Below are 21,117 nucleotides of genomic sequence, written 5' to 3'. Positions count from 1 at the left end.
ATGGCCGGAATCGGCGCTTTTCCCGGCCTTGGGGGCGCTCGCCAGCCACGCCTGCGCGGCGCCACGCCCGTCGCGGACGGACCGCGGGCGGCGCCGTCCGTCGCCACGATTGGAGCCGCCTGCTGCGCTGCGGTACCCTTGCCCGCTTTGTTGCCGCCTGGCCCTTGCCCGTTTCCATGTCCGCCGTCGAGCCCACCGCCTACGACCCGCAGCAGGTCGAATCGTCCGCCCAGCAGTTCTGGGACGCCACCCGCGCCTTCGAGGTCGACGAGACCTCCGACAAGCCCAAGTTCTATTGCCTGTCGATGCTGCCGTACCCGTCCGGGGCGCTGCACATGGGCCACGTGCGCAACTACACCATCGGCGACGTGATCAGCCGCTACCAGCGCATGATCGGCAAGAACGTGCTGCAGCCGATGGGCTGGGACGCGTTCGGCCTGCCGGCCGAGAACGCCGCGATCAAGAACAAGACCGCGCCGGCGAAGTGGACCTACGCCAACATCGACCACATGCGCAGCCAGCTCAAGTCGCTGGGCTACGCCATCGACTGGTCGCGCGAGTTCGCCACCTGCCGGCCCGAGTACTACGTGCACGAGCAGCGCATGTTCACTCGGCTGATGCGCAAGGGCCTGGCTTACCGCCGCAACGCGGTGGTGAACTGGGACCCGGTGGACCAGACCGTGCTGGCCAATGAGCAGGTCATCGACGGCCGCGGCTGGCGCTCCGGCGCGCTGGTGGAAAAGCGCGAGATCCCGCAGTGGTTCCTGCGCATCACCGATTACGCGCAGGAATTGCTGGACGGCCTGGAGCAGTTGCCGGGCTGGCCGGAGTCGGTCAAGACCATGCAGCGCAACTGGATCGGCCGCTCCGAGGGCCTGGAGATCCAGTTCGATGTGCGCGACGCCGACGGCAGCGCGCTGGATCCGCTGCGCGTGTTCACCACGCGCCCGGACACGCTGATGGGCGTGACCTTCGTGTCCATCGCCAGCGAGCATCCGCTGGCGCTGCATGCGGCCAAGTCCAATCCCGAGCTGGCCGCGCTGCTGGCCGAGCTGAAGCAGGGCGGCGTCTCCGAGGCCGAACTGGAAACCCAGGAAAAGCGCGGCATGGCCACCGGCCTGACCGCGGTGCATCCGATCAGCGGCGAGCAGGTGCCGGTGTGGGTCGCCAACTTCGTGCTGATGGGCTACGGCACCGGCGCGGTGATGGCGGTGCCCGGCCACGACCAGCGCGATTTCGAGTTCGCCAGCAAGTACGCCCTGCCGATCCGCCATGTGATCGCGCTGAAGGCGCCGAAGCACGACGACGAGCGCAGCTACGACCCGACCCGCTGGCAGGACTGGTACGGCGACAAGACCCGCGAGCTGGAACTGGTCAATTCCGCCGAGTTCGACGGGCTGGACTTCCAGGGCGCGTTCGAGGCGCTGGCCGAGCGTTTCGAGCGCAAGGGCCAGGGCCAGCGCCGGGTCAACTATCGCCTGCGCGACTGGGGCGTCAGCCGCCAGCGCTACTGGGGCTGCCCGATCCCGGTGATCTACTGCCAAAGCTGTGGCGCGGTGCCGGTGCCGGAAGACCAGTTGCCGGTGCTGCTGCCGGAGAACGTGGCCCTGAGCGGCACCGGCTCGCCGCTGAAGACCGACCCGGAATGGCGCAAGACCACCTGCCCGCAGTGCGGCGCGGCGGCCGAGCGCGAGACCGACACCTTCGACACCTTCATGGAGTCGAGCTGGTACTACGCGCGCTATACCTCGCCCGGCGCCAAGGACATGGTCGACAAGCGCGGCAACTACTGGCTGCCGGTGGACCAGTACATCGGCGGCATCGAGCACGCGATCCTGCACCTGATGTACTTCCGCTTCTTCCACAAGCTGCTGCGCGACGCACGCCTGGTGGACAGCGACGAGCCGGCGACCAACCTGCTGACCCAGGGCATGGTGATCGCCGAGACCTTCTACCGGCAGAACCCGGACGGCTCCAAGGACTGGATCAACCCGGCCGACGTGGACGTGCAGCGCGACGACAAGGCGCGGGTGATCGGTGCGATGCACAAGGGCGACGGCCAGCCGGTGCTGATCGGCGGCACCGAGAAGATGTCCAAGTCCAAGAACAACGGCGTCGATCCGCAGGCCATGGTCGGCAAGTACGGCGCCGACACGGTGCGCCTGTTCTCGATGTTCGCCGCGCCGCCGGAGCAGTCGCTGGAGTGGAACGAGGCCGGCGTGGACGGCATGGCGCGATTCCTGCGCCGGCTGTGGGCGCAGGTGCACAAGCACACCGCCGATGGCGCCGCGCCCGCGCTGGATGCGGCCGCGCTGGGCGCCGAGCACAAGGCGCTGCGGCGCAAGACCCACGAGACCATCGGCAAGGTCGCCGACGACTACGGCCGCCGCCACAGCTTCAACACCGCCATCGCCGCGGTGATGGAACTGACCAACGCGCTGGCCAAGTTCGACGACGCCAGCGACCAGGGCCGCGCGGTGCGCCAGGAAGCGCTGGAAGCGGCGGTGCTGCTGCTCAATCCGATCACCCCGCACGCCAGCCACGCGCTGTGGCAGGCGCTGGGCCATGCGCCGACGCTGCTGGAGGACGTGCCGTTCCCGCAGCCGGACCCGGCCGCGCTGGTGCGCGACGCGGTGACCCTGGCGGTGCAGGTCAACGGCAAGCTGCGCGGCACCATCGAGGTCGGCGCCGACACCCCGCGCGAGCAGATCGAGGCGCTGGCCCAGGCCGAGCCGAACGCGGCGCGCTTCCTGGAAGGCCTTAGCATCCGCAAGATCATCATCGTGCCGGGCAAGATCGTGAACCTGGTGGCGGCATGAACCCGCGTGCCGCGGGCGGTGCCGGCACGCGCGGCGCTGCGGCACCGCGCGCCCGCGCCGCCGCGGCGGTCCATCTCAACCCTCGTTCACGCGGCATCGGGCAGGCTAGCCGCCTGTTGCCGCGCCCAGCCGGCTCCTCCAGACTGTGTCCATGACCCGATTCCTGCTCGCCCTCGTCCTCGCGACGTCCCTGACCGCCTGCGGTTTCCATCTGCGCGACAAGCTGACCCTGCCGGCCGGCACGCCGTCGGTGAAGGTGGTGTCCTCGGCGCCGTACAGCGAGTTGGTGAAGCTGCTCGAACGCGGCCTGCGCGCCGCCGGCGCGGAGATCGCGCCGAAGGACGTCAATACCGGCGTGGCGCGCCTGGAAGTGTTGTCCGAGCGCTGGGGCGACCTGCCGATCGCGCTCGACGCCGAAGGCCGCGCCCAGGAGTACAGCCTGCGCTATGCGGCGATCTTCGTGTTCCGCCGCGCCGACGGCAGCGTGCTGGTGCCGCAGCAGGTGATCGAGCTGTCGCGCGACTACGTGTCGCCGCCGACCGACGCCACCGGCACCACCACCGAGCGCGAGATCCTCGCCGACGAACTGCGTCGCGAGATGTCGGCCTCGATGCTGCGCCGGATCGACAGCGTGGTGCGCGCGCAGGTGCGCGACGGCAAGGACGTCAACGCCGCGCCGCCGGCGGCCGACGGTACGCCGGTCGAAGGCCTGCCGGCGACCACGCCGCAGCCTTGACCGCCTGGGCCGTGCCGGCGCCGTCGCGCATGGCCGGCGGCGAACGCGTCGCGCCCGCGCCGCGTGGCGCCACGCGGTGCACCCTGGCCGCCCGGTCGCGCTGCCGCCACCGCGGCGGGCCGACCGCTCCCAATCGCGCCGACAGGGCGTAGGCTGATCGCATGGAATTGCGTCCCGAACAACTCGCCACTCAGCCGGTCTCGCAGCCGCTGCATCCGGTCTACCTGATCGCTGGCCCGGAGACCCTGCGCGTGCTCGAGGCCGCCGACGCGGTGCGCGCCCGCGCCCGCGCCGCCGGCATCGGCGAGCGCGAGGTGTTCGATGCCGACGGCCGCGACTTCGACTGGAGCCAGCTGTATTCCAGCTTCAACGCGCCGAGCCTGTTCAGTGCGCGCCGCTTGATCGAACTGCGCCTGCCCAGCGGCAAGCCCGGCAAGGAGGGCGGGGAGGTGATCAGTGCGTTCTGCGCCGATCCGCCGCCGGACGTGGTGCTGCTGATCACCTGCAACGAGTGGAGCAAGGCGCACCAGGGCAAGTGGGCCGACGCCGTCGGCCGGATCGGCGTCATCGCCGTGGCCTGGGCGATCAAGCCGCACGAACTGGGCGACTGGATCGAGCGCCGCCTGCGCAGCAAGGGCCTGCGCGCCGATGCCGGCGCGGTGCAGCGCCTGGCCGAACGGGTCGAGGGCAACCTGCTGGCGGCGGCGCAGGAGATCGACAAGCTGGCGCTGCTGGCCGACGGGCAGGGCCTGGACGTGGCGGCGATGGAATCGCTGGTCGCCGATGCCGCGCGCTACGACGTGTTCCGCCTGGCCGAGGCGACCCTGGCCGGGCAGGCGCCGGCGGTCGGGCGCATGCTTGCCGGCCTGCGCGCCGAGGGCGAGGCGGTGGCCGCGTTGCTGCCGATCCTGATCAAGGAACTGCTGCGCACCGCGGCGCTGGCCAAGGTGCAGGCGGCTGGCGGCAACCTGGCCGCGGAGATGAAGGGGCAGGGCATCTGGGAATCGCGCCAGGCGCCGTTCAAGCGCGCCCTGCAGCGGCACGCCGAACCGCGCCGCTGGGAGCGCTTCGCCGCCGAGGCCGGGCGCATCGACCGCATCGCCAAGGGCCGCGCCGACGGCGACGCCTGGGTCGCGCTGGAGCGGCTGCTGCTGGCCATCGCCGAGGCGCGCGCGGTGCGGTTGTTGGTGGCATGAGCGCGGGGAGTCGGGAATCGGGAATGGGGAATGGGAACAGCGGCGCTGCGGTCCCGCCAGAGACCTCGCAGCCTGCGGCTGTTGCTTCTTCCCCATTCCCCATTCCCGATTCCCCACCACTGCACCTCATCTACGGCGGCACCTTCGACCCGATCCACAACGGTCACCTGGCGATCGCGCGCGCGGCGCGCGATGCGCTGGGCGTGCCGGTGCGGCTGATGCCGGCCGCCGATCCGCCGCATCGGCCGGCGCCCGGGGCCGACGCGCGGCAGCGCTGCGCCATGCTGGCGCTGGCCATCGCCGACGAACCTGGCCTGCTGCTGGACCTGCACGAAGTGCGGCGCGCGCTGGCGCAGCCGGGCGTGGCCTCCTACAGCATCGACACGGTGCGCGAACTGCGCGCCGAACTCGGTGCCGACGCGCCGCTGGCGCTGCTGATCGGCGCCGACAGCTTCGCCGGCTTCAACGCCTGGCGCGACTGGCGCAGCCTGCTCGACGCGGCGCACCTGGTGGTCGCCGACCGCCCCGGCAGCGCCTGGGAACGCGCACTGCCGGCCGAACTGGCGCAAGCCGTGGCCGGGCGCTGGGCCGACGCGCCGCAGGCGCTGACGCGCGCACCGGGCGGCCTGCTGTGGCGCCTGCGGCAGCCATTGCGCACCGAATCGGCCAGCGAGGCGCGTGCGCGCATCGCCGCCGGCGGCGACTGGGCGGCGCTGCTGCCGGCCGTGGTGGCGGACTACATCCGTGCCGCCGGGCTGTACGCGCCGGCCCCGGCCGCGGCCAGCTGAATACGCGCCGCCGCGCAGTTCCCTATAATTCGCCCCATTCCATCGAGTTCGCCGCTTTGTCCAGCCAACAAGCCCACGTCATCAAGACCCAACTTCCCAATCCGCCGCCGCCGTTGCCGGTGCTGCTCGCCCATGTCCGAACCGCGCTGGAGGAGCTCAAGGCCAAGGACGCGGTGGAAATCGACGTGCGCGGCAAGTCCAGCGTCACCGACTACATGATCGTGGTCTCCGGCACCTCGACCCGCCACGTCAAGTCGATCGCCGACGAAGTGATCAAGTTCGCCAAGAAGCTCGACGTGATGCCGCTGGGCGTGGAGGGCGAGCGCGAGGCCGAGTGGGTGCTGGTCGACCTGGGCGACGTGGTGGTGCACGTGATGCTGCCGCGGGTGCGCGAGTTCTATGCGCTGGAGCGCCTGTGGACGGTCGGCGACCAGCCGCCGGGCGACGACGATTCGGCCCGCGATGCCTGAGCGGCGCGATCCAGCGCGCAGCGCCGGCGGCGGGACGTTGCCGGTCGGCGTGCGTGTCGGCGCGAGCGTGTCGACACCCGCGACGCCGGCACGCAAGCGCTTCGACTCCCTGGTCAAGCGTCTGGAGCGCGCCCGCGCGCAGTTGCACGCGTGGCAGGAAGCGCTGCCGCGGTGGGAGCAGCGTTTCCACGAACAGGTCGATCCCTTGCTGCGGGAGCGCGACGCGGCCCAGGTCCAGTTGCTGCGGGAGCTGGATGCGGCGCACGCCGGCTACAAGTTGAGCAAGCGCGATCGCGCCGATCTGTCGGAGCTGATCTGCGAGTTGGCCGCCCTGTTGATCGAGGATGGCGGCAACGACGATCTGAAGGATATCTACGACCGCCATAGCCCGCTCGGCTTCGACCAGGAACTGGCCGAATCGGAGGCGTTGTTGAAATCGGTGGTCGGCGAGGAATTCGGCCTGACCGAGGAGGAACTGGCCCACATCCAGTCTCCCGAAGCGCTGTATGCCCAGGTCCAGGAGCGTCTGCACGCACAACAGGCGCATGCCGCCGGACGCGCCCAGCAGCGCGACAAGCGCCGCCGCGCCGGTGCCGGCAAGGCCGCGCAGGCCGCCGCCGATCCGCAACAGGCGCGTCGCGCGCTGTACCGCAACCTGGTGGCCGCACTGCATCCGGACCGCGAACCCGATCCGCAGCAGCGCGAGCGCAAGACCGCCCTGATGCAGCGGCTCAACCAGGCGTATCAGGACGACGATCTGTTGGCGTTGCTCGAGCTGCAACTCGAGATCGGCCAGTTGGACCAGGCCGGCATCGCGGCGATGGCCGAGGAGCGCATCCGCGATTACAACAGCCTGTTCGCCACGCAACTGCAGCAGGTCGAACGGACATTGGCCGGGCTGGTCGACGACTTCATGGGGCGTTACGGCCTTTACGACGGTCGCGCCCCGCAGCCGCAGCGTCTGGATGCGTTGTTGGCGCAGATCAAGCGACAAGTGCAGGAGGAGATCCGCTCCTGCGCCGACGATCGCGCCGCCGTGCGCAGTGCCGAGACGCTCAAGCACTGGTTGAAGCGTGAGCGTGCGCGGCTGGCCGAGCAGGCACTGGACGAGGCGATGTACGACGCCATGCTGCTGGACGAGCGCTGGTGAGGCGCGGCGCGCACGCGCAGCGATGAAGGCGCGCCTGATCGCCACCGGCGAACGTGCCCCGGCCTGGGTGGCGCAGGGCTTCGCCGAATACCGCAAGCGCCTGTCGCACTGGCTGCCGCTGGACCTGGTCGAGATCGAACCGGGCCTGCGCGGCAAGGGCCGCGATGCGCAGCGCGCGATCGAGGACGAAGGCCGCCGCGTGCTCGCCGCGCTGCCCAAGAACGCGCTGGTGGTGGCGCTGGACGTGCCCGGCAAGCCGCATAGTTCCGAGCAGTTGGCGCAGCGCATGGAACACTGGCGCGGCCAGGGGCGCGACCTGGCGTTCCTGATCGGCGGCCCGGAAGGCCATTCGCACGAGGTGCTGGCGGTGGCCAGCGAATCCTGGTCGCTGGGACCATTGACCCTGCCGCACATGCTGGTGCGCCTGGTGGTGGCCGAGCAGCTGTATCGCGCCGCCGCGATGCTGGCCAACCATCCCTACCATCGCGCCTGATCGCTGACCGCTGACCGCTGACCGCTGAGTCGAGCGTCCGGTGCGGATGCCGCATCGTGCGGCGGTCGCGCGCGTGTTACTCCCGATGCAGCCTCCTGCCGGCGTGCAGGCGTGGTCGTCGCTGCCGTGGGGGCGCCGTGGCGAAAACACGCGCCACTCCGATTGCAAGGACGCCGCGTCGCCGTGGCAACGCTGGTGGCGACGCCGGCCTTCGGCCAACAACACGTACGAGGGACGAACGCCGCGCAAAGAAAAAGCCCGGGCTCGCGCCCGGGCTTTTCGTGTACCACATACCGCGTTCAATCAGTTGAACGTGTACTTGGCGCCCACCGTGAAGTAGCGGCCGACCGCGCCGCTGAAGTGCAGCGGGTTGTAGTTGACGCTGCCGTAGGTGGTCGGATCCAGCGGAGCGATCCGGTCGAACACGTTCTGCACCGAGGCGTTCAGCTCGAACGCGTCGGTGATGTTCCAACGGCCCGACAGGTCGAACGTGGTGAACGAGGCGATCTTCGTCACCGGGCTGCCGTCGGCGTAGAACGCCAGGTAGTCGCCGCCGCGCCGGTCCTTGTTCTCCATGCTGGAGATGTAGTTGACGACGCCGCTCACGCTCCAGTCGCCCTGCTTCCAGGTGGTGCCGAAGTTGACGCGGTCCTGCGGGGTGCCGATGCAGTTGGTCACGTCGCAATTGCCGTGGGTGCCGACGTAATCGACCGTGTCTCCGCCTTCGGTGCGCTCGAACTTGAGCAGGTGGCTCCACTGCAGGTCCATTTCCAGCTGGCCCGGGCCGATCTCGAAGGTCTGGCGCACATCGGTGTCGATGCCGCGCACACGCGAGGAGTTGGCGTTCACATAGCCGGTGTTGACCGCCAGGATGCTGCCGCTGTTGGCCACGCCGCCGATGTCGTTGCTGTCGCGCAGGACGTTGCCGGCGGCGATCGCGGCCGCGGTGCTGCCCTGGGCGATTTCGTTGGTGCGCTTGATCTGCCACGCATCCACGGTCAGCGAGGTGGTCGCGGTCGGCTGCAGTACGAAGCCCACCGAGTAGCTCTTGGACTCCTCGGGCTTCAGCGCCGGGTTCGGACGGGTGATGATCGCCACCGAACGCGCGCCGCACTCGCTCGCATCGATCGCGCAGCGGACCGGGTCGGACGCGTTGGAGAACGCGGCCAGGCCGCCGTCGCCGTTCTCGGCCGGGTTCGGCGCGCGGAAGCCTTCGGCGTAGCTGGCGCGCAGGGCGATCCAGTCGGCCGGGGTCCACTTCACGCCCAGCTTCGGGGTGGCCTTGCCGTCGCCGCTCTCGTACTTGTCGTAGCGCACCGCCGCCGACAGTTCCAGCTGCTCCAGCACCGGCGCCGACAGCTCGGCGTAGCCGGCGTAGACGTTCTGGGTGCCGTCGTAGGCCGAGTAGCCCAGGCCGATGATGTCGCCGATGTCGGTGTAGGTCTGCGGGGTCAGGCTGTTGCTGGTCTTGCGCCATTCGGTGCCCAGCGCCAGGCCCAGCGGGCCGCCCTTGAGGTCGGCCAGGCTACGCGAGACGGTGAAGTCGAACATGTCCAGGCTGGACTTGGCGCGCGCGCTGATGGTCGGCGAGATATAGTCGTACAGCGCCTGCGAGTTTTCGCTGGCGTTGTCGCCGATGCGCCAGGTGCCGGCCGGGCAGGCCGGGTTGCCCAGCACGCAGCGCACCGCGCTGTAGCGCAGGAAACCGGTGCGCTTGTTGACCAGGTCGGTGCCCGAGTGCAGGTAGGCGGTGTCGTAGCTCCACTCGCCCCAGTTGCCCTTGACGCCGACCAGGAAGCGGTTGAACTCGTTGGTGTTGTCGGTCACGCGCGGGCCCACGTCCCAGGCGCTGTAGCGCAGGCGCGCGGCGTAGGGCAGCGGATTGTCGGGATGGTTGGCGTAGAGCACGGTGGCGCCGTCGCCGCTGTTGGCGTTGACCGGACCTTCGGGATAGCCCCAGCCGCCGGACACGCCGGAGGGGGTGTTGGAGAAGGTGGTTTCCTTCTTGGAGTAGCCGATCTCGGTGTAGATCTCGCCGCCCTCGCCGAAGGCGAAGCTGGCACGGCCGAACACGTTGACGTACTTCTCTTCCGGGCTCAGGTCGCGGTACTGCTGCGCCGGATCCCACAGGCAGCCCTGGGCCTGGGCGGTGGCGTCGTCCTGGCCGGGGATGGTGGTCACGCCGGCGCAGCCAGGCAGGGCCACCAGGTGTGCGGTGTTGTCCAGCACCGAGCCGTTCGGGCCGACGCCGCCGCGGGTGCCGCCGCTGAGGAATGCGCCGCCCAGGAACTGGGCATCGTTGCCGTAGCCCCAACGACGGGTGTCGCCGGTGCCGATCCACTTGCGGTCCTTGCGGTCGCTGATCTTGATCGCGTCGGACTTGCCCACGTCCAGGCTGAAGAACGCGTTCCAGCCATCGCTGGCCAGGTTGCCGGTACCGGCGGTCAGGGTCGCCTTGCGGGTGTCGCCGTCGCTGTCGCCGGAGATGCCGTAGGAGCCGCGCAGGATCGCGCCTTCGAAGTCGCTGCGCAGGATGATGTTGACCACGCCGGCGATCGCGTCGGAGCCGTAGATGGCCGAGGCGCCGTCCTTGAGGATGTCGATGCGCTCGACCGCGTCGAGCGGGATGGTGCTCAGGTCGGTGAACACCTTCTGGCCGTCGTCGGCCAGGCCGTAGGTCGCCATGCGGCGGCCGTTCAACAGCACCAGCGTGGAGCCGGCGCCCAGGCCGCGCAGCGAGATGCCGGCGCCGCCGCCGGCGAAGCCGTTGCCGAAGCTCTTGGGGATCGAGCCGGCGCCGTCGGAGGTCAGGGTCTGCAGGTACTCGGCGACCGTGGTCTTGCCGGTGCGGTCGATTTCCTGGCGGGTGACCACCTGGACCGGGGACGGGGTCTCGGTGTTGGTGCGCGGAATGTTGGAGCCGGTGACGGTGATGCGGTCGAGGTTGGTCGCCGCTTCCTGCGCGAACGCGGCGGGGACGGCGGCGGTGGCGGCGAGGACGCCGGCGACGGACGCGCAAAGCACATGGCGGCGGGTTGCACGCCGTTGAATCGGGGTGTTCACAGTCTCTCTCCTAACTGGAAGCGCAAGTTTTGATTTCTAATATTGCCAAAAAGGCCGGCACATGAGCGCCGGCTGACCGCCATCTAGGTGTATTTATCGTGAATGAATTGTGAATTTTGAATTAAGCAGCCCCGGCGGGCGCTTCCGCCGCCGGGGCTGCGCCAGCCTTCAACGGCTCAACGAAAAATCGATGGGCACCAGCCCATAGGCTTGAACCGGGGTTCCTTGCTGCAGTGCAGCATGGAATTTCCAGCGCCGCAGCACCTGCTCGCGCGCGGCCTGGTCGAGGATCTTGTGGCCGCTGCTCTTGGCGATGCTGACCTCCAGCGGCTGGCCATCCACCCCGACCAGTACGCGCAGCAGCACGCTGCCCTGCAAGCCGTCGCGCAACGCCTCGCGCGGGTAGGGCGGGGCCGGCGCGCGCAGGTACTGCAGCTGCATGCCTTCCACCGGTGCGCTCACGCTGGTGGGCGGCACGCTGGGTTCGGCCACGGCCGGCGCCGGATCGGCCGCCGCCGCGGGCAGCGGCATCGGGCTGGCATCGGCCAGCGGCGCCTGCACCGGCAACGGAGTCGGTGCAGCGGTCGGGGTCTGCGGCGGGGTCACGATCCGCTTCTCCTCCTGCGTCACCGGCACCGGCACGGGCGGGGGCGGGGTGACCGGCACCACGATCGGTTCCTGCCAGCGCGGTTGCGCCTTCGCCGGCTCCTGCGGCGGTGCCACGTGCGAGAGCGGGATCAACAACAGCAGCAAGGCGAGCAGGTGCAGACCGATCGCGGCGCTGAGCGCTAGGATCCGCGACAGGTCGATGCCGAACGAGGGAGCGGGGAGTTGCGTGCGAACCATGATCCACCTCCATGATGATGTGCGTCTTGTGGACTTGCGGTACGACCAAACGCGCCAGCGCGGCGGACGGGGTCGATGCGCCGCCCGTCCGCACCTCCGACATTGAGCCTGTCCCCCTCGGCTTGGCAAGCGCCGGCGACGGACGGGGGGCGATTCGGGGCGCCGCGCACGGCGACGGCGGCTCTGGCGCGCAGCACGATGCGCGCGGTGGGGCCCCGGTTGCTGTGCGCCACGAACGACGACGGCGCCCGCAGGCGCCGTCGTCGGAACGCGGGTGGGGCGATTACTTGCCCAGCTCGAACACCACGTCCAGGTTGACCGAGACGCTGCTCTCGCCGGTCGCCACCGGGGTGCTGTCCATCTCCGCCTTCATCGCCATGGTGCGCATCATCGGCATCGGGCGCACGCCGCCGCCGCTACCTTCGGAGATGCTGACGATGCGGCGCACGCGCAGGCCCAGCGCCTTGGCGTAGCTCTGCGCGCGCGCCTGGGCCTTCTTCAGCGCATCGACCCGGGCCTGGTCGTACAGCGGTTCCGGATCGTCGATCTCGAAGGTCGGGCCGTTGATCTGGTTGGCGCCCTGCGCGGCCAGCGCGTCGAGCACCTTGCCGAGCTTGGCGATGTCGCGCACCTTCAGGTTGACCGAGTTGCTGGCCTGGTAGCCGACGACCTGCGGCGCCTGGTTGTCGACGTACTTGTATTGCGGATTGAGGTTGATGCCGCTGGTCTGCACGTCCTTCTCGGCGATGCCGGCGGCGCGAACCGCGGCCAGCACCTTGGTCATCTGCTCGGCGTTCTGGCGCATCGCCGCGGCGCTGTCGGCGGCCTGGGTGACCACGCCGGCGGACAGCGTGGCCACGTCCGGGGCGTGCTTGGCCTCGGCCTGCGCGGCGATGTTGAGCAAGGTGCCGTCGGCGGGCACGGCATAGCCGGGCGCGGCGGTCTGGGCATGGGCGGTCATCGTGCCTCCTAGGGCGAGGGTCAGGGCCAGCAGCAGCGGTCGGACGGACAGTGGGCGCATCGATGTTCTCCTGGACGAAGTGGGGCGAGGGTGTTGTCGCGACGATGAACGCGTCGTGATGCGTGCCGGGGTCGCGTGCATGGTGCCGGAATTAGCGATCGTTCAGTCAGGCGCGCCGGGTTATCCTTCCGCCATGCTGTATCTCGCTTCCCGTTCCCCCCGCAGAAACGAACTGCTGACGCGTCTGGGCGTACCGTTCCGGATCCTCGACCTGGAGGTGCCGGAAGTGCGCGCGGCCGACGAGTCGGCGCAAGCCTATGTGCGCCGCGTGGCGCTGGACAAGGCGCGCGCCGGGCTGGCGCAGCTCGACGGCGCGGCGGATGCGCTGGTCCTCGGCGCCGACACCGAAGTGGTGCTGGACGAGCGCGTGTTCGGCAAGCCGGCCGATGCCGCCGATGCCACGGCGATGCTGGCGGCCCTGTCCGGACGCACCCACCAGGCGATGACCGCGGTGGCGGTGGTCGGCGCCGGCCGCGAGGAACTGCTGCTGGTGTCCACCGCGGTGACCTTCGCCGCGTTGTCCGCGCGCGACATCGCCGATTACGTCGCCAGCGGCGAGCCGATGGGGCGCGCCGGCGCCTATGCGATCCAGGGCGGCGCCGAGCGTTTCGTCAGCCGCCTGGACGGCAGCTATTCGGGGGTGATGGGCCTGCCTCTGCACCAAACTTCCAACCTGCTGCGCGCCTTCGGAGTGCTGTGATGTCGCAAGAGATCCTGGTCAACGTCACGCCGCGCGAGACCCGGGTGGCCGTCATCGAGAACGGCATGCTGCAGGAACTGCACATCGAGCGCGGCTGGCGGCGCGGGGTGGTGGGCAACATCTACAAGGGCCGGGTGCAACGGGTCATGCCCGGCATGCAGGCGGCGTTCGTCGAGGTCGGGCTGGAACGCGCCGCGTTCCTGCACGCCAACGACGTGGTGCGGCCGGCGCCGGTGGCGCATGCCGATACCGACGAGGCGCCGCCGCTGCCCGTGTCCGCGGGCGTGCCGATCGTGGAGTTGCTGCGCGACGGCCAGGACATCGTGGTGCAGGTGGTCAAGGACCCGATCGGCAGCAAGGGCGCGCGGCTGACCACGCAGATCAGCATTCCCTCGCGCTACCTGGTGCTGCTGCCGCAGTCGCGGGTGATCGGGGTGTCGGCGCGGATCGAGGACGAGGCCGAACGGCTGCGCCTGAAGACCCTGGTCGCCGACCTGGCCGCCAGCCACGGCGGCTACGGCTACATCATCCGCACCAATGCCGAGGGCCAGCCGGCCGAGGCCCTAGCCGAGGACATCGCCTACCTGTCGCGGGTCTGGAACGTGGTCGAGCGGCGCGGCCGCGACGGCGCCCCGGCCAGCATCATCTACGAGGACCTGAGCCTGCCGCTGCGCGCGGTGCGCGACCTGATCCGCAAGGACGTGGAGAAGGTCAAGGTCGATTCGCACGAGACCTTCGAGCGCTTGCAGGCCTTCGTCGCCAAGTACATGCCGGTGCTGGCCGAGCGCCTGGAGCTGTACACCGGCGACCGCCCGATCTTCGACCTGTACGGGGTCGAGGACGAGATCGCGCGCGCGCTGGACAAGCAGGTGCCGCTGAAGTCCGGCGGCTACCTGGTCATCGACCAGACCGAGGCGATGACCACCATCGACGTCAACACCGGCTCGTTCCTGGGCCAGCGCAACCTCGAGGAGACGGTGTTCCGCACCAACCTGGAGGCGGCGCAGGCGGTGGCGCGGCAACTGCGGCTGCGCAACCTCGGCGGCATCATCATCATCGACTTCATCGACATGGACGATGCCGAGCACCGCCGCCAGGTGCTGCGCACGCTGGAGAAGGCGCTCTCGCGCGACCACGCCAAGACCACGGTGTACGAGTTCTCGCCGCTGGGCCTGGTGGAGATGACCCGCAAGCGCACCGTGGAGAGCCTGGAGCGGCAGCTGTCCGAACCGTGCCCGGAATGCAGCGGGCGCGGCTCGATCAAGACCGCCGAGACCGTGACCTACGAGATCTTCCGCGAGATCACCCGCGCGGTGCGCCAGTTCGACGCGGCGCGGCTGCTGGTGATCGCCTCGACCAAGGTGGTGGCGCGCATCACCGACGAGGAATCGGCGGCGGTGGCCGAACTGGAGGAATTCCTCGGCAAGACCATCCGCTTCCAGGCCGACGAACAATACCTGCAGGAGCAGTTCGACGTGGTGTTGTTGTGATGCCGGGAGAGGGGAATCGGGAATGGGGAATGGGGGAAGAGCGTGTTGTCGGCGCTGACGCATCTCCAGATTCCTTTGCCGGATTTCACGCGGCGGTGAGCCGCGCGCGATCTGCTTCTGCGATTCCCCATTCCCGATTCCCCAATCCCCATCCCTGATGCATACGCCCCTGCGCCGCCGCCTGCGCCTGGCCCGCCGTTTCGCGTTCTACGCGGTGGCGATCGGGCTGGTGTGCGTGGCGTTGCTGGTGGGGGCGCTGAGCCAGGCGTTGCCGCTGGTCGAGCGGCACCCGGAGCGGGTCCAGGCCTGGCTCAGCGAGCGTGCCGGGCGGCCGATCCACTTCGACCGGGTCGAGACCGCCTGGACCCGGCGCGGCCCGTTGCTGCGTCTGGACGGGTTGCGCATCGGCGCCGGCGACGGCGTGCGCATCGGCCAGGCCGAGGTGCTGGTGTCGATGTACGCCGGCCTGCTGCCTGGCCGCTCGTTCACCGAACTGCGCCTGCGCGGCCTGGCGCTGACCCTGCTGCGCGGCGCCGATGGCATCTGGTCGGTGCAGGGCCTGCCGACCACGACCCAGGGCGGCGATCCGCTGGACGCCTTGCAGGGCCTGGGCGAGTTGCAGGTCATCGACGGCCGCCTGGCGGTGCATGCGCCGGACCTGGGCCTGGATGCGCGGTTGCCGAAGATCGATCTGCGCCTGCGCGTGGACGGCGATCGCCTGCGCGTGGGGGCGCAGAGCTGGATCGACCTGAAGCAGGCGCCGCTGACCGCGGTGCTGGACATGGACCGCCGCCGCGGCGACGGCGAGGCCTACGTGGCCGCGCGCCCGGCGCAACTGGAGGGCTGGGCGGGCCTGATGCATGCCGCCGGGATCCGCGTCGAAGGCGGCACCGGCACCGTGCAGGGCTGGGCGCAGCTGCGGCGGCACCGCGTGGTCGGGGTCAGCGTCGACGCCACCTTGCGCGACCTGCGCCTGAGCGGCGCGCCGCTGGCCGCCGGCGGTGCGCGGCCGCAGACCGCGTTCACCACGCTGCGCGCCCTGGCGCGCTGGCGGCAGATCGACGGCGGCTGGCGGCTGGATGCGCCGCGCCTGCAGATCGGCCAGGCCGGGCAACCGACGCAGCGCCTGGACGGGCTGACCGTCGCCGGCGGGCGCCGTGTGGCGCTGCTCGGCGACCACCTGGACCTGGCCCCGCTGCTGGCGGTGGCCGCGCTCAGCGACGCCCTGTCGCCGAACCTGCGCGCCTGGATGCACGCGGCCCGGCCGCGCCTGCAACTGACCCAGGTGGCGCTGAGCGGCCGCCCCGACGGTCCGCTGTACGGGCAGGGACGGCTGACCGAACTGGCGTTCGCGCCGGTCGGGCAGGCCCCAGGCGTCAGTGGCCTGCGCGGCCGCTTCGACGGCGATGCGCAGGGCGGGGAGCTGGTGCTGGACGCCGCCAGCCCGGTGCGCTTCGACTGGCCCAGCGGCTTCGGCGTGGTCCACGAGGTGCGCCTGGCCGGACGCATCGTGGCGTTCCGCGACGGCGCCGACCTGCGCGTGGCGACGCCGGCGCTGCGCGTGCAGGGCAGCGACTACGGCGCCGACGTCCGCGGCGGCGTGCGCTTCCAGGCCGACGGCTCGCGGCCGTGGCTGGACCTGGCCGCCGACCTGCAGGACGCGCCGATGGTGGCGGCCAAGAAGTTCTGGGTGCATTCGAAGATGAGCAAGGCGGCCACCGACTGGCTGGACGCCGCGCTGCAGGGCGGGCACCTGCGCGATGGCCGCGCGCTGGTGTCCGGCGACCTGGACGACTGGCCGTTCGTCAACCACAACGGCCGCTTCGAGGCGACCGCGCGGCTGGACGACGCCAGGATCCGCTTCCAACAGGAATGGCCGGCGGTGGAGAAGGTCGACGCCGCGGTGGCCTTCATCGGCAACGGCTTCGAGGTCCACGGCCGCGGCGAGATGGGTGGGGTGGCGGTGGACCGGCTGTCGGCGGTGCTGCCGGACTACGCGCAGGGCCAGCTCAGCGTCCAGGCCAGCAGCCGCGCCGAGACCGGCAAGCTGCTGGCGATGCTGCGGCAGAGTCCGCTGCGCCACCGCTACGGCGAGACCCTGGACGCGCTCAGCGCGTCCGGGCCGGCCGACGTCAGCTTCGACCTGTTGCAGCCCCTGCGCCGCGACGTGGGCGAGCACCACCTGCGCGGTACGGTCGACCTGCTCGGCGCGCGCATCGCCGACCGCCGCTGGGACGTGGCCTTCGACGCCATGCGCGGCAGCGCCAACTATCGCGACACCGGCTTCGAGGCGCCGCAACTGGCGGTGCTGCACGAGGGCGAGCCGGGCGTGCTGGCGCTGCGCGCCGGCGATGGCGTGAGCGACCCGCAGCAGGCCTTCGAGGCCGAGCTGAGCGTCTTGGCGGACGCGGACGATCTGCTCGACCGCGCGCCGGAAATGGCCTGGCTCAAGCCGTACGTGGAGGGCCGCTCGCGCTGGAACGTCGGCGTGGCCCTGCCCAAGACCGCCGACGGCGGAACCCAGCCGCCGACCCGTCTGCAGCTGCGTTCTGATCTGGTCGGCACGCAACTGCTGTTGCCGGCGCCGATGGACAAGGGCGCTGCGGCGCCGCTGGCGACCTCGGTCAACGTGCCGCTGCCGGTGGGCAGCGGGCGCATCGAGGTCGCCTTCGGCAAGCTGATGGCGCTGGCCGCGCGCAGCCAGAACGGCAAGACCGGGGTGAAGGTGGTGATGGGCAGTGACCATGTGGTCGGCGATCCGCCCAGCAGCGGCCTCACCGTGAGCGGGCGTACCGCCTCGCTGAACGCGATCGACTGGATCGGCCTGGTCAGCCGCCCGGACGCGAACGCGGCGACTGCGCCGGGCGCCGAGGATCCGATGCCGCTGCGCCAGATCGACGTGCTCGCCGACCATCTGCTGCTGCTCGGCGGCGTGTTCGACGCGACCCGCCTGCGCCTGCAGCCGCAGGCCGACAGCGTGGCGGTGCACCTGGACGGACCGGCGCTGGCCGGCGAACTCAGCGTGCCGAGCAAGCCGGACGGGGTGCTCGGCGGCCGCCTGGCGCGGGTCCATTGGCGCGCGGCGCCGACGACGGCGGCGGCCGCCGCCGCGGTGCCGGCGGACGGCGCGGATGCCGGGTCCGCCCCGGCCGCCGCCACCGCCGCCGCGGCGGTGCGGCCGCTGACCAGCACGATCGACCCGGCCGCGATCCCGGCGCTGGCGCTGGACGTGGACGACCTGCGCTTCGGTGCGATCACCCTCGGCGCGGCCTCGTTGCGCACCCGCAAGCTGAGCGACGGCATGCAGGTGGACCAACTGCACCTGCGTTCGGACAAGCAGAAGATCGACATCAGCGGCGACTGGCGCGGCAAGGGCGCCAGCGCCCGCACCCAGCTCAACGCCAACGTGGACAGCCAGGACCTGGGCGAGCTGATGCAGAACCTGGATTTCGGCGGCCAGTTGCGCGGCGGCCAAGGCACGCTGACCCTGCGTGCGGCCTGGCCGGGCGACCCGGCCGGGTTCCAGTTGGCCACGCTGCAGGGCCAGCTCGACGTGGCCGCGCGCAACGGCCAGCTACTCGAACTCAACCCCGGCGCCGGCCGCGTGCTGGGCCTGCTCAGCGTGGCGCAGTTGCCGCGCCGGCTGATGTTCGATTTCCGCGATTTCTTCTCCAAGGGCTTCGCCTTCAACCGCATCGACGGCCAGGTGCGGTTCGGCGACGGCGTGGCGCGCAGCGAGTCGATGCTGATCGACGGCCCCGCCGCGGAGATCAAGGTGCGCGGGCAGGCCGACCTGCGCGCGCAGCAGTTCGACCAGACCATCGACGTCAATCCCAAGTCCGGCAACCTGTTGACCGTGGTCGGCGCGGTCGCCGGCGGCCCGGTCGGCGCGGCGGTCGGCGCGGCCGCCAACGCGGTGCTGGGCAAGCCGCTGGGCACGATCGGTGCGCGCACCTACCGCGTCACCGGCCCGTGGAAGGATCCCAAGGTGGAGGTGATCGAGCGCGAGTCCGCGCCGGCGCCAGCACCGGAACCTGCCCCCGCACCGCCGCCGGCCGCGTCCGGCCGTCCCTGAATCGGCGCCCGCGCCGCCGGCGCTTGCACTGGGCGCCCCCGTCCCCCATGTTGAGTCCATGACCGAAAACGCCCTCAGCCTCGCCGAAACCCGCCTGTTGCTTCCCGCCGGCCTCGACGCCACCAGCCTGGAGCGCGCCTTCGGCACGCTGCTCGGCCCCGGCATCGACTTCGGCGACCTGTATTTCCAGCACGCGCGGCGCGAGAGCTGGAGCGTGGAGGACGGCATCGTCAAGGACGGTGCGCATTCCATCGAGCAGGGCGTGGGCGTGCGCGCCATTTCCGGCGAGAAGACCGGCTTCGCCTATTCCGACGACATCCATCGCGACGCGCTGCTGGCCGCGGCGCAGTCGGCGCGGGCGATCTCCCGCGACGGCGGCGCGCAGCCGGCGCAGGCGCTGCTGCGCGGCAACGGGCGCGCGCTGTACCCGGCGCTGGACCCGGTCGACGGCATGGGCAACGACCACAAGGTCGAGGTGCTGCGGCGCCTGGACCAGTTCCTGCGCGCCGCCGACCCGCGCGTGCAGCAGGTGATGGTGAGCCTGTCCGGCGGCGTGGACACGGTGCTGGTGGCGCGCAGCGACGGCGTGCTCGCCGCCGACGTGCGCCCGCTGGTGCGCTTGAACGTGCAGGTGATCGTCGAGCACAACGGGCGCCGCGAATCCGGCTATGCCGGCGGCGGCGGGCGCTACGGCTACGAGGAGCTGTTCGCCGGCGGGCGGCCCGAGGCCTTCGCCAGGGAAGCCCTGCGCCAGGCGCTGGTCAACCTGGAGGCGGTGCCGGCCCCGGCCGGGGTGATGCCGGTGGTGCTGGGGCCAGGCTGGCCCGGCGTGCTGCTGCACGAGGCGGTCGGGCATGGCCTGGAAGGCGACTTCGCGCGCAAGGGCACCAGCGTCTATGCCGGGCGCATCGGCCAGCGCGTGGCCTCGCCGGGCGTGACCATCGTCGACGACGGCACCCTCGACGGCCGCCGCGGCTCGCTCAACGTGGACGACGAAGGGACCCCGAGCAACTGCACGACGCTGATCGAGGACGGCGTGCTGGTCGGTTACATGCAGGATGCGCTGAACGCGCGGCTGATGGGCGTGGCGCCGACCGGCAACGGCCGCCGCGAATCGTTCGCGCACCTGCCGATGCCGCGCATGACCAACACCTACATGCTGGCCGGCCAGCACGACCCGCAGGAGATGATCCGCTCGGTGAAGAAGGGCCTGTACGCGGTCAACTTCGGCGGCGGCCAGGTCGACATCACCAGCGGCAAGTACGTGTTCTCGGCCACCGAGGCCTACCTGATCGAGGATGGCAAGGTCACCGCGCCGGTGAAGGGCGCCACCCTGATCGGCAATGGCCCGGAGACGATGCAGAAGGTGCGCATGATCGGCCACGACCTGGCGCTGGATGAAGGCGTGGGCGTGTGCGGCAAGGACGGGCAGAGCGTGCCGGTCGGCGTCGGCCAGCCGTCGTTGCTGATCGACGGCTTGACCGTGGGCGGGACGGCGTAGGGGCCGGGAGTGGGGAATCGGGAAACGGGAATCGGGAAGGCGGGCGCCGCGGTGCGCTGCCGCTTTGCCTGCCTGGCGGATCGACCCATCGGGCGACGCGCCCGCCGCCGGGCTGGGATGGCGTCGGCGGCCGTGCGCAGTGGCCGCCGACGCCGCGCCTCAGTCGCGGGTGTCGTCCTCGCGCGCCGCGTCCTCGTCCGCGTCGTCGATTCCCGATTCTCCATTCCCGATTCCCGACGCCCCGCCGAGCATCAGGTCGCGCAGTTCCCGGAACAACTCCCGATAGGCATGCGGCGGCTTGTTCTTCAGCCGTTCTTCCTTGGCGTTGCGGACCAGTTGGCGAAGCCGCTGGCGGTCGGCCTCGGGGTGGTCGCTCAGCAGCTCGGACAGCGCGCTGTCGCCGTCGGCGAGCAGCCGTTCGCGCCAGTCCTCGACCCGGTGCAGCGCCGCCACTTCGCGGCGCGCGCCGTCGCTGTTGACGTCCAGCGCCTCGCGGATCGCCTCCAGCGTGGCATCGTCCTCGCGGCGCATCTGCTTGGCCAGGAACGCCAGTTGCCGCTTGTGCGCGATGTGCGAGGTGATGCGCTTGGTCTCGGCGATATGCGGCAGCAGCGACTCGGGCACCGGCAGCCTGGCCAGCTGCGCCGGCGTCAGGGCCACCAGCTTCTCGCCCAGGCTCAGTACCTCCAACGCCTCGCGGCGCTGCTGGCTGCGGCTTTCGCCGCGGAATTCACCGGTGTCTTCGTCGCGTCCGCGCATCGTCTTTCCA

Annotated in this window: 15 protein-coding genes; 11 read left to right on the top strand and 4 right to left on the bottom strand. The window is 70.9% G+C overall.

The features are described from left to right. Nucleotides 1–176 precede the first annotated feature (176 nt). The 7 genes from leuS (at nt 177) to rlmH (ending at nt 7,652) form a co-directional block, all read left to right on the top strand. Nucleotides 177–2,819, top strand: coding sequence for a leucine--tRNA ligase (leuS, locus tag AB3X07_RS15370; RefSeq protein WP_369939460.1), 2,643 nt, complete (start codon nt 177–179; stop codon nt 2,817–2,819). Between the two features lie 151 nt (nt 2,820–2,970). Then, nucleotides 2,971–3,555: an LPS assembly lipoprotein LptE gene (gene lptE, locus AB3X07_RS15365; protein ID WP_369939459.1), complete on the top strand. Its 585-nt coding sequence runs from the start codon at nt 2,971–2,973 to the stop codon at nt 3,553–3,555. Nucleotides 3,556–3,716: 161 nt separating this feature from the next. Next, nucleotides 3,717–4,751 (top strand): DNA polymerase III subunit delta, encoded by a 1,035-nt coding sequence (gene holA / locus AB3X07_RS15360; RefSeq protein WP_369939458.1) that lies wholly within the window; start codon nt 3,717–3,719, stop codon nt 4,749–4,751. 23 nt (nt 4,752–4,774) lie between these two features. Continuing rightward, nucleotides 4,775–5,539, top strand: coding sequence for a nicotinate-nucleotide adenylyltransferase (nadD, locus tag AB3X07_RS15355; protein ID WP_369939457.1), 765 nt, complete (start codon nt 4,775–4,777; stop codon nt 5,537–5,539). A gap of 56 nt (nt 5,540–5,595) precedes the next feature. Further along, nucleotides 5,596–6,009, top strand: a complete 414-nt coding sequence (rsfS, locus tag AB3X07_RS15350) for a ribosome silencing factor (RefSeq protein WP_369939456.1) — start codon at nt 5,596–5,598, stop codon at nt 6,007–6,009. 67 nt (nt 6,010–6,076) lie between these two features. Next, nucleotides 6,077–7,159 carry a J domain-containing protein gene (locus AB3X07_RS15345; protein WP_369939455.1) on the top strand — a complete coding sequence of 361 codons (1,083 nt, stop codon included), beginning with the start codon at nt 6,077–6,079 and terminating at the stop codon, nt 7,157–7,159. Nucleotides 7,160–7,181: 22 nt separating this feature from the next. Then, complete coding sequence (rlmH, locus tag AB3X07_RS15340) at nt 7,182–7,652, top strand: 23S rRNA (pseudouridine(1915)-N(3))-methyltransferase RlmH (RefSeq protein ID WP_369939454.1); 471 nt, start codon at nt 7,182–7,184, stop codon at nt 7,650–7,652. A gap of 303 nt (nt 7,653–7,955) precedes the next feature. Here the strand turns inward: rlmH and AB3X07_RS15335 are convergent, their stop codons facing one another. From AB3X07_RS15335 to AB3X07_RS15325, 3 genes are all read right to left on the bottom strand, one after another. Then, nucleotides 7,956–10,715 (bottom strand): TonB-dependent receptor, encoded by a 2,760-nt coding sequence (locus AB3X07_RS15335; RefSeq protein ID WP_369939453.1) that lies wholly within the window; start codon nt 10,713–10,715, stop codon nt 7,956–7,958. 168 nt (nt 10,716–10,883) lie between these two features. Further along, complete coding sequence (locus tag AB3X07_RS15330) at nt 10,884–11,561, bottom strand: energy transducer TonB (protein ID WP_369939452.1); 678 nt, start codon at nt 11,559–11,561, stop codon at nt 10,884–10,886. Nucleotides 11,562–11,844: 283 nt separating this feature from the next. Next, nucleotides 11,845–12,582, bottom strand: a complete 738-nt coding sequence (locus tag AB3X07_RS15325; RefSeq protein WP_369939451.1) for an SIMPL domain-containing protein — start codon at nt 12,580–12,582, stop codon at nt 11,845–11,847. Nucleotides 12,583–12,715: 133 nt separating this feature from the next. Here AB3X07_RS15325 and AB3X07_RS15320 point away from each other — a divergent pair, with 133 nt between their 5' ends. From AB3X07_RS15320 to tldD, 4 genes are all read left to right on the top strand, one after another. Next, nucleotides 12,716–13,282, top strand: a complete 567-nt coding sequence (locus tag AB3X07_RS15320; RefSeq protein WP_369939450.1) for a Maf family nucleotide pyrophosphatase — start codon at nt 12,716–12,718, stop codon at nt 13,280–13,282. Further along, on the top strand, nt 13,282–14,772 hold the full coding sequence (rng, locus tag AB3X07_RS15315; protein WP_369939449.1) for a ribonuclease G: 1,491 nt from the start codon (nt 13,282–13,284) through the stop codon (nt 14,770–14,772). Before AB3X07_RS15320 ends, rng begins: the two co-directional genes overlap by 1 nt. Nucleotides 14,773–14,929: 157 nt before the next feature. Further along, complete coding sequence (locus AB3X07_RS15310) at nt 14,930–18,847, top strand: YhdP family protein (RefSeq protein WP_369939448.1); 3,918 nt, start codon at nt 14,930–14,932, stop codon at nt 18,845–18,847. A 58-nt stretch (nt 18,848–18,905) separates the two neighbouring features. Beyond that, nucleotides 18,906–20,348 carry a metalloprotease TldD gene (tldD, locus tag AB3X07_RS15305; protein WP_369939447.1) on the top strand — a complete coding sequence of 481 codons (1,443 nt, stop codon included), beginning with the start codon at nt 18,906–18,908 and terminating at the stop codon, nt 20,346–20,348. A gap of 159 nt (nt 20,349–20,507) precedes the next feature. On the opposite strand, the gene yjgA is transcribed toward tldD, so the two are convergent. Further along, nucleotides 20,508–21,107, bottom strand: a complete 600-nt coding sequence (gene yjgA, locus AB3X07_RS15300) for a ribosome biogenesis factor YjgA (RefSeq protein WP_369939446.1) — start codon at nt 21,105–21,107, stop codon at nt 20,508–20,510. Between the last annotated feature and the right edge of the window lie 10 nt (nt 21,108–21,117).

Source organism: Xanthomonas sp. DAR 35659 (genome assembly GCF_041242975.1).
Lineage (GTDB): Bacteria > Pseudomonadota > Gammaproteobacteria > Xanthomonadales > Xanthomonadaceae > Xanthomonas_A > Xanthomonas_A medicagonis.
The sequence above is the reverse complement of the archived record's forward strand: the minus strand, read 5'-3'. Positions and strand labels throughout refer to the sequence as shown.

What these genes read in the sequence shown, in the direction of transcription:
- leuS (WP_369939460.1), top strand. Translation starts at nt 177, where the DNA reads ATGTCCGCCGTCGAGCCCACCGCCTACGACCCGCAGCAGGTCGAATCG.
- lptE (WP_369939459.1), top strand. Translation starts at nt 2,971, where the DNA reads ATGACCCGATTCCTGCTCGCCCTCGTCCTCGCGACGTCCCTGACCGCC.
- holA (WP_369939458.1), top strand. Translation starts at nt 3,717, where the DNA reads ATGGAATTGCGTCCCGAACAACTCGCCACTCAGCCGGTCTCGCAGCCG.
- nadD (WP_369939457.1), top strand. Translation starts at nt 4,775, where the DNA reads ATGGGGAATGGGAACAGCGGCGCTGCGGTCCCGCCAGAGACCTCGCAG.
- rlmH (WP_369939454.1), top strand. Translation starts at nt 7,182, where the DNA reads ATGAAGGCGCGCCTGATCGCCACCGGCGAACGTGCCCCGGCCTGGGTG.
- AB3X07_RS15330 (WP_369939452.1), bottom strand. Translation starts at nt 11,561, where the DNA reads ATGGTTCGCACGCAACTCCCCGCTCCCTCGTTCGGCATCGACCTGTCG.
- AB3X07_RS15325 (WP_369939451.1), bottom strand. Translation starts at nt 12,582, where the DNA reads ATGCGCCCACTGTCCGTCCGACCGCTGCTGCTGGCCCTGACCCTCGCC.
- AB3X07_RS15320 (WP_369939450.1), top strand. Translation starts at nt 12,716, where the DNA reads ATGCTGTATCTCGCTTCCCGTTCCCCCCGCAGAAACGAACTGCTGACG.
- rng (WP_369939449.1), top strand. Translation starts at nt 13,282, where the DNA reads ATGTCGCAAGAGATCCTGGTCAACGTCACGCCGCGCGAGACCCGGGTG.
- AB3X07_RS15310 (WP_369939448.1), top strand. Translation starts at nt 14,930, where the DNA reads ATGCATACGCCCCTGCGCCGCCGCCTGCGCCTGGCCCGCCGTTTCGCG.
- tldD (WP_369939447.1), top strand. Translation starts at nt 18,906, where the DNA reads ATGACCGAAAACGCCCTCAGCCTCGCCGAAACCCGCCTGTTGCTTCCC.
- yjgA (WP_369939446.1), bottom strand. Translation starts at nt 21,107, where the DNA reads ATGCGCGGACGCGACGAAGACACCGGTGAATTCCGCGGCGAAAGCCGC.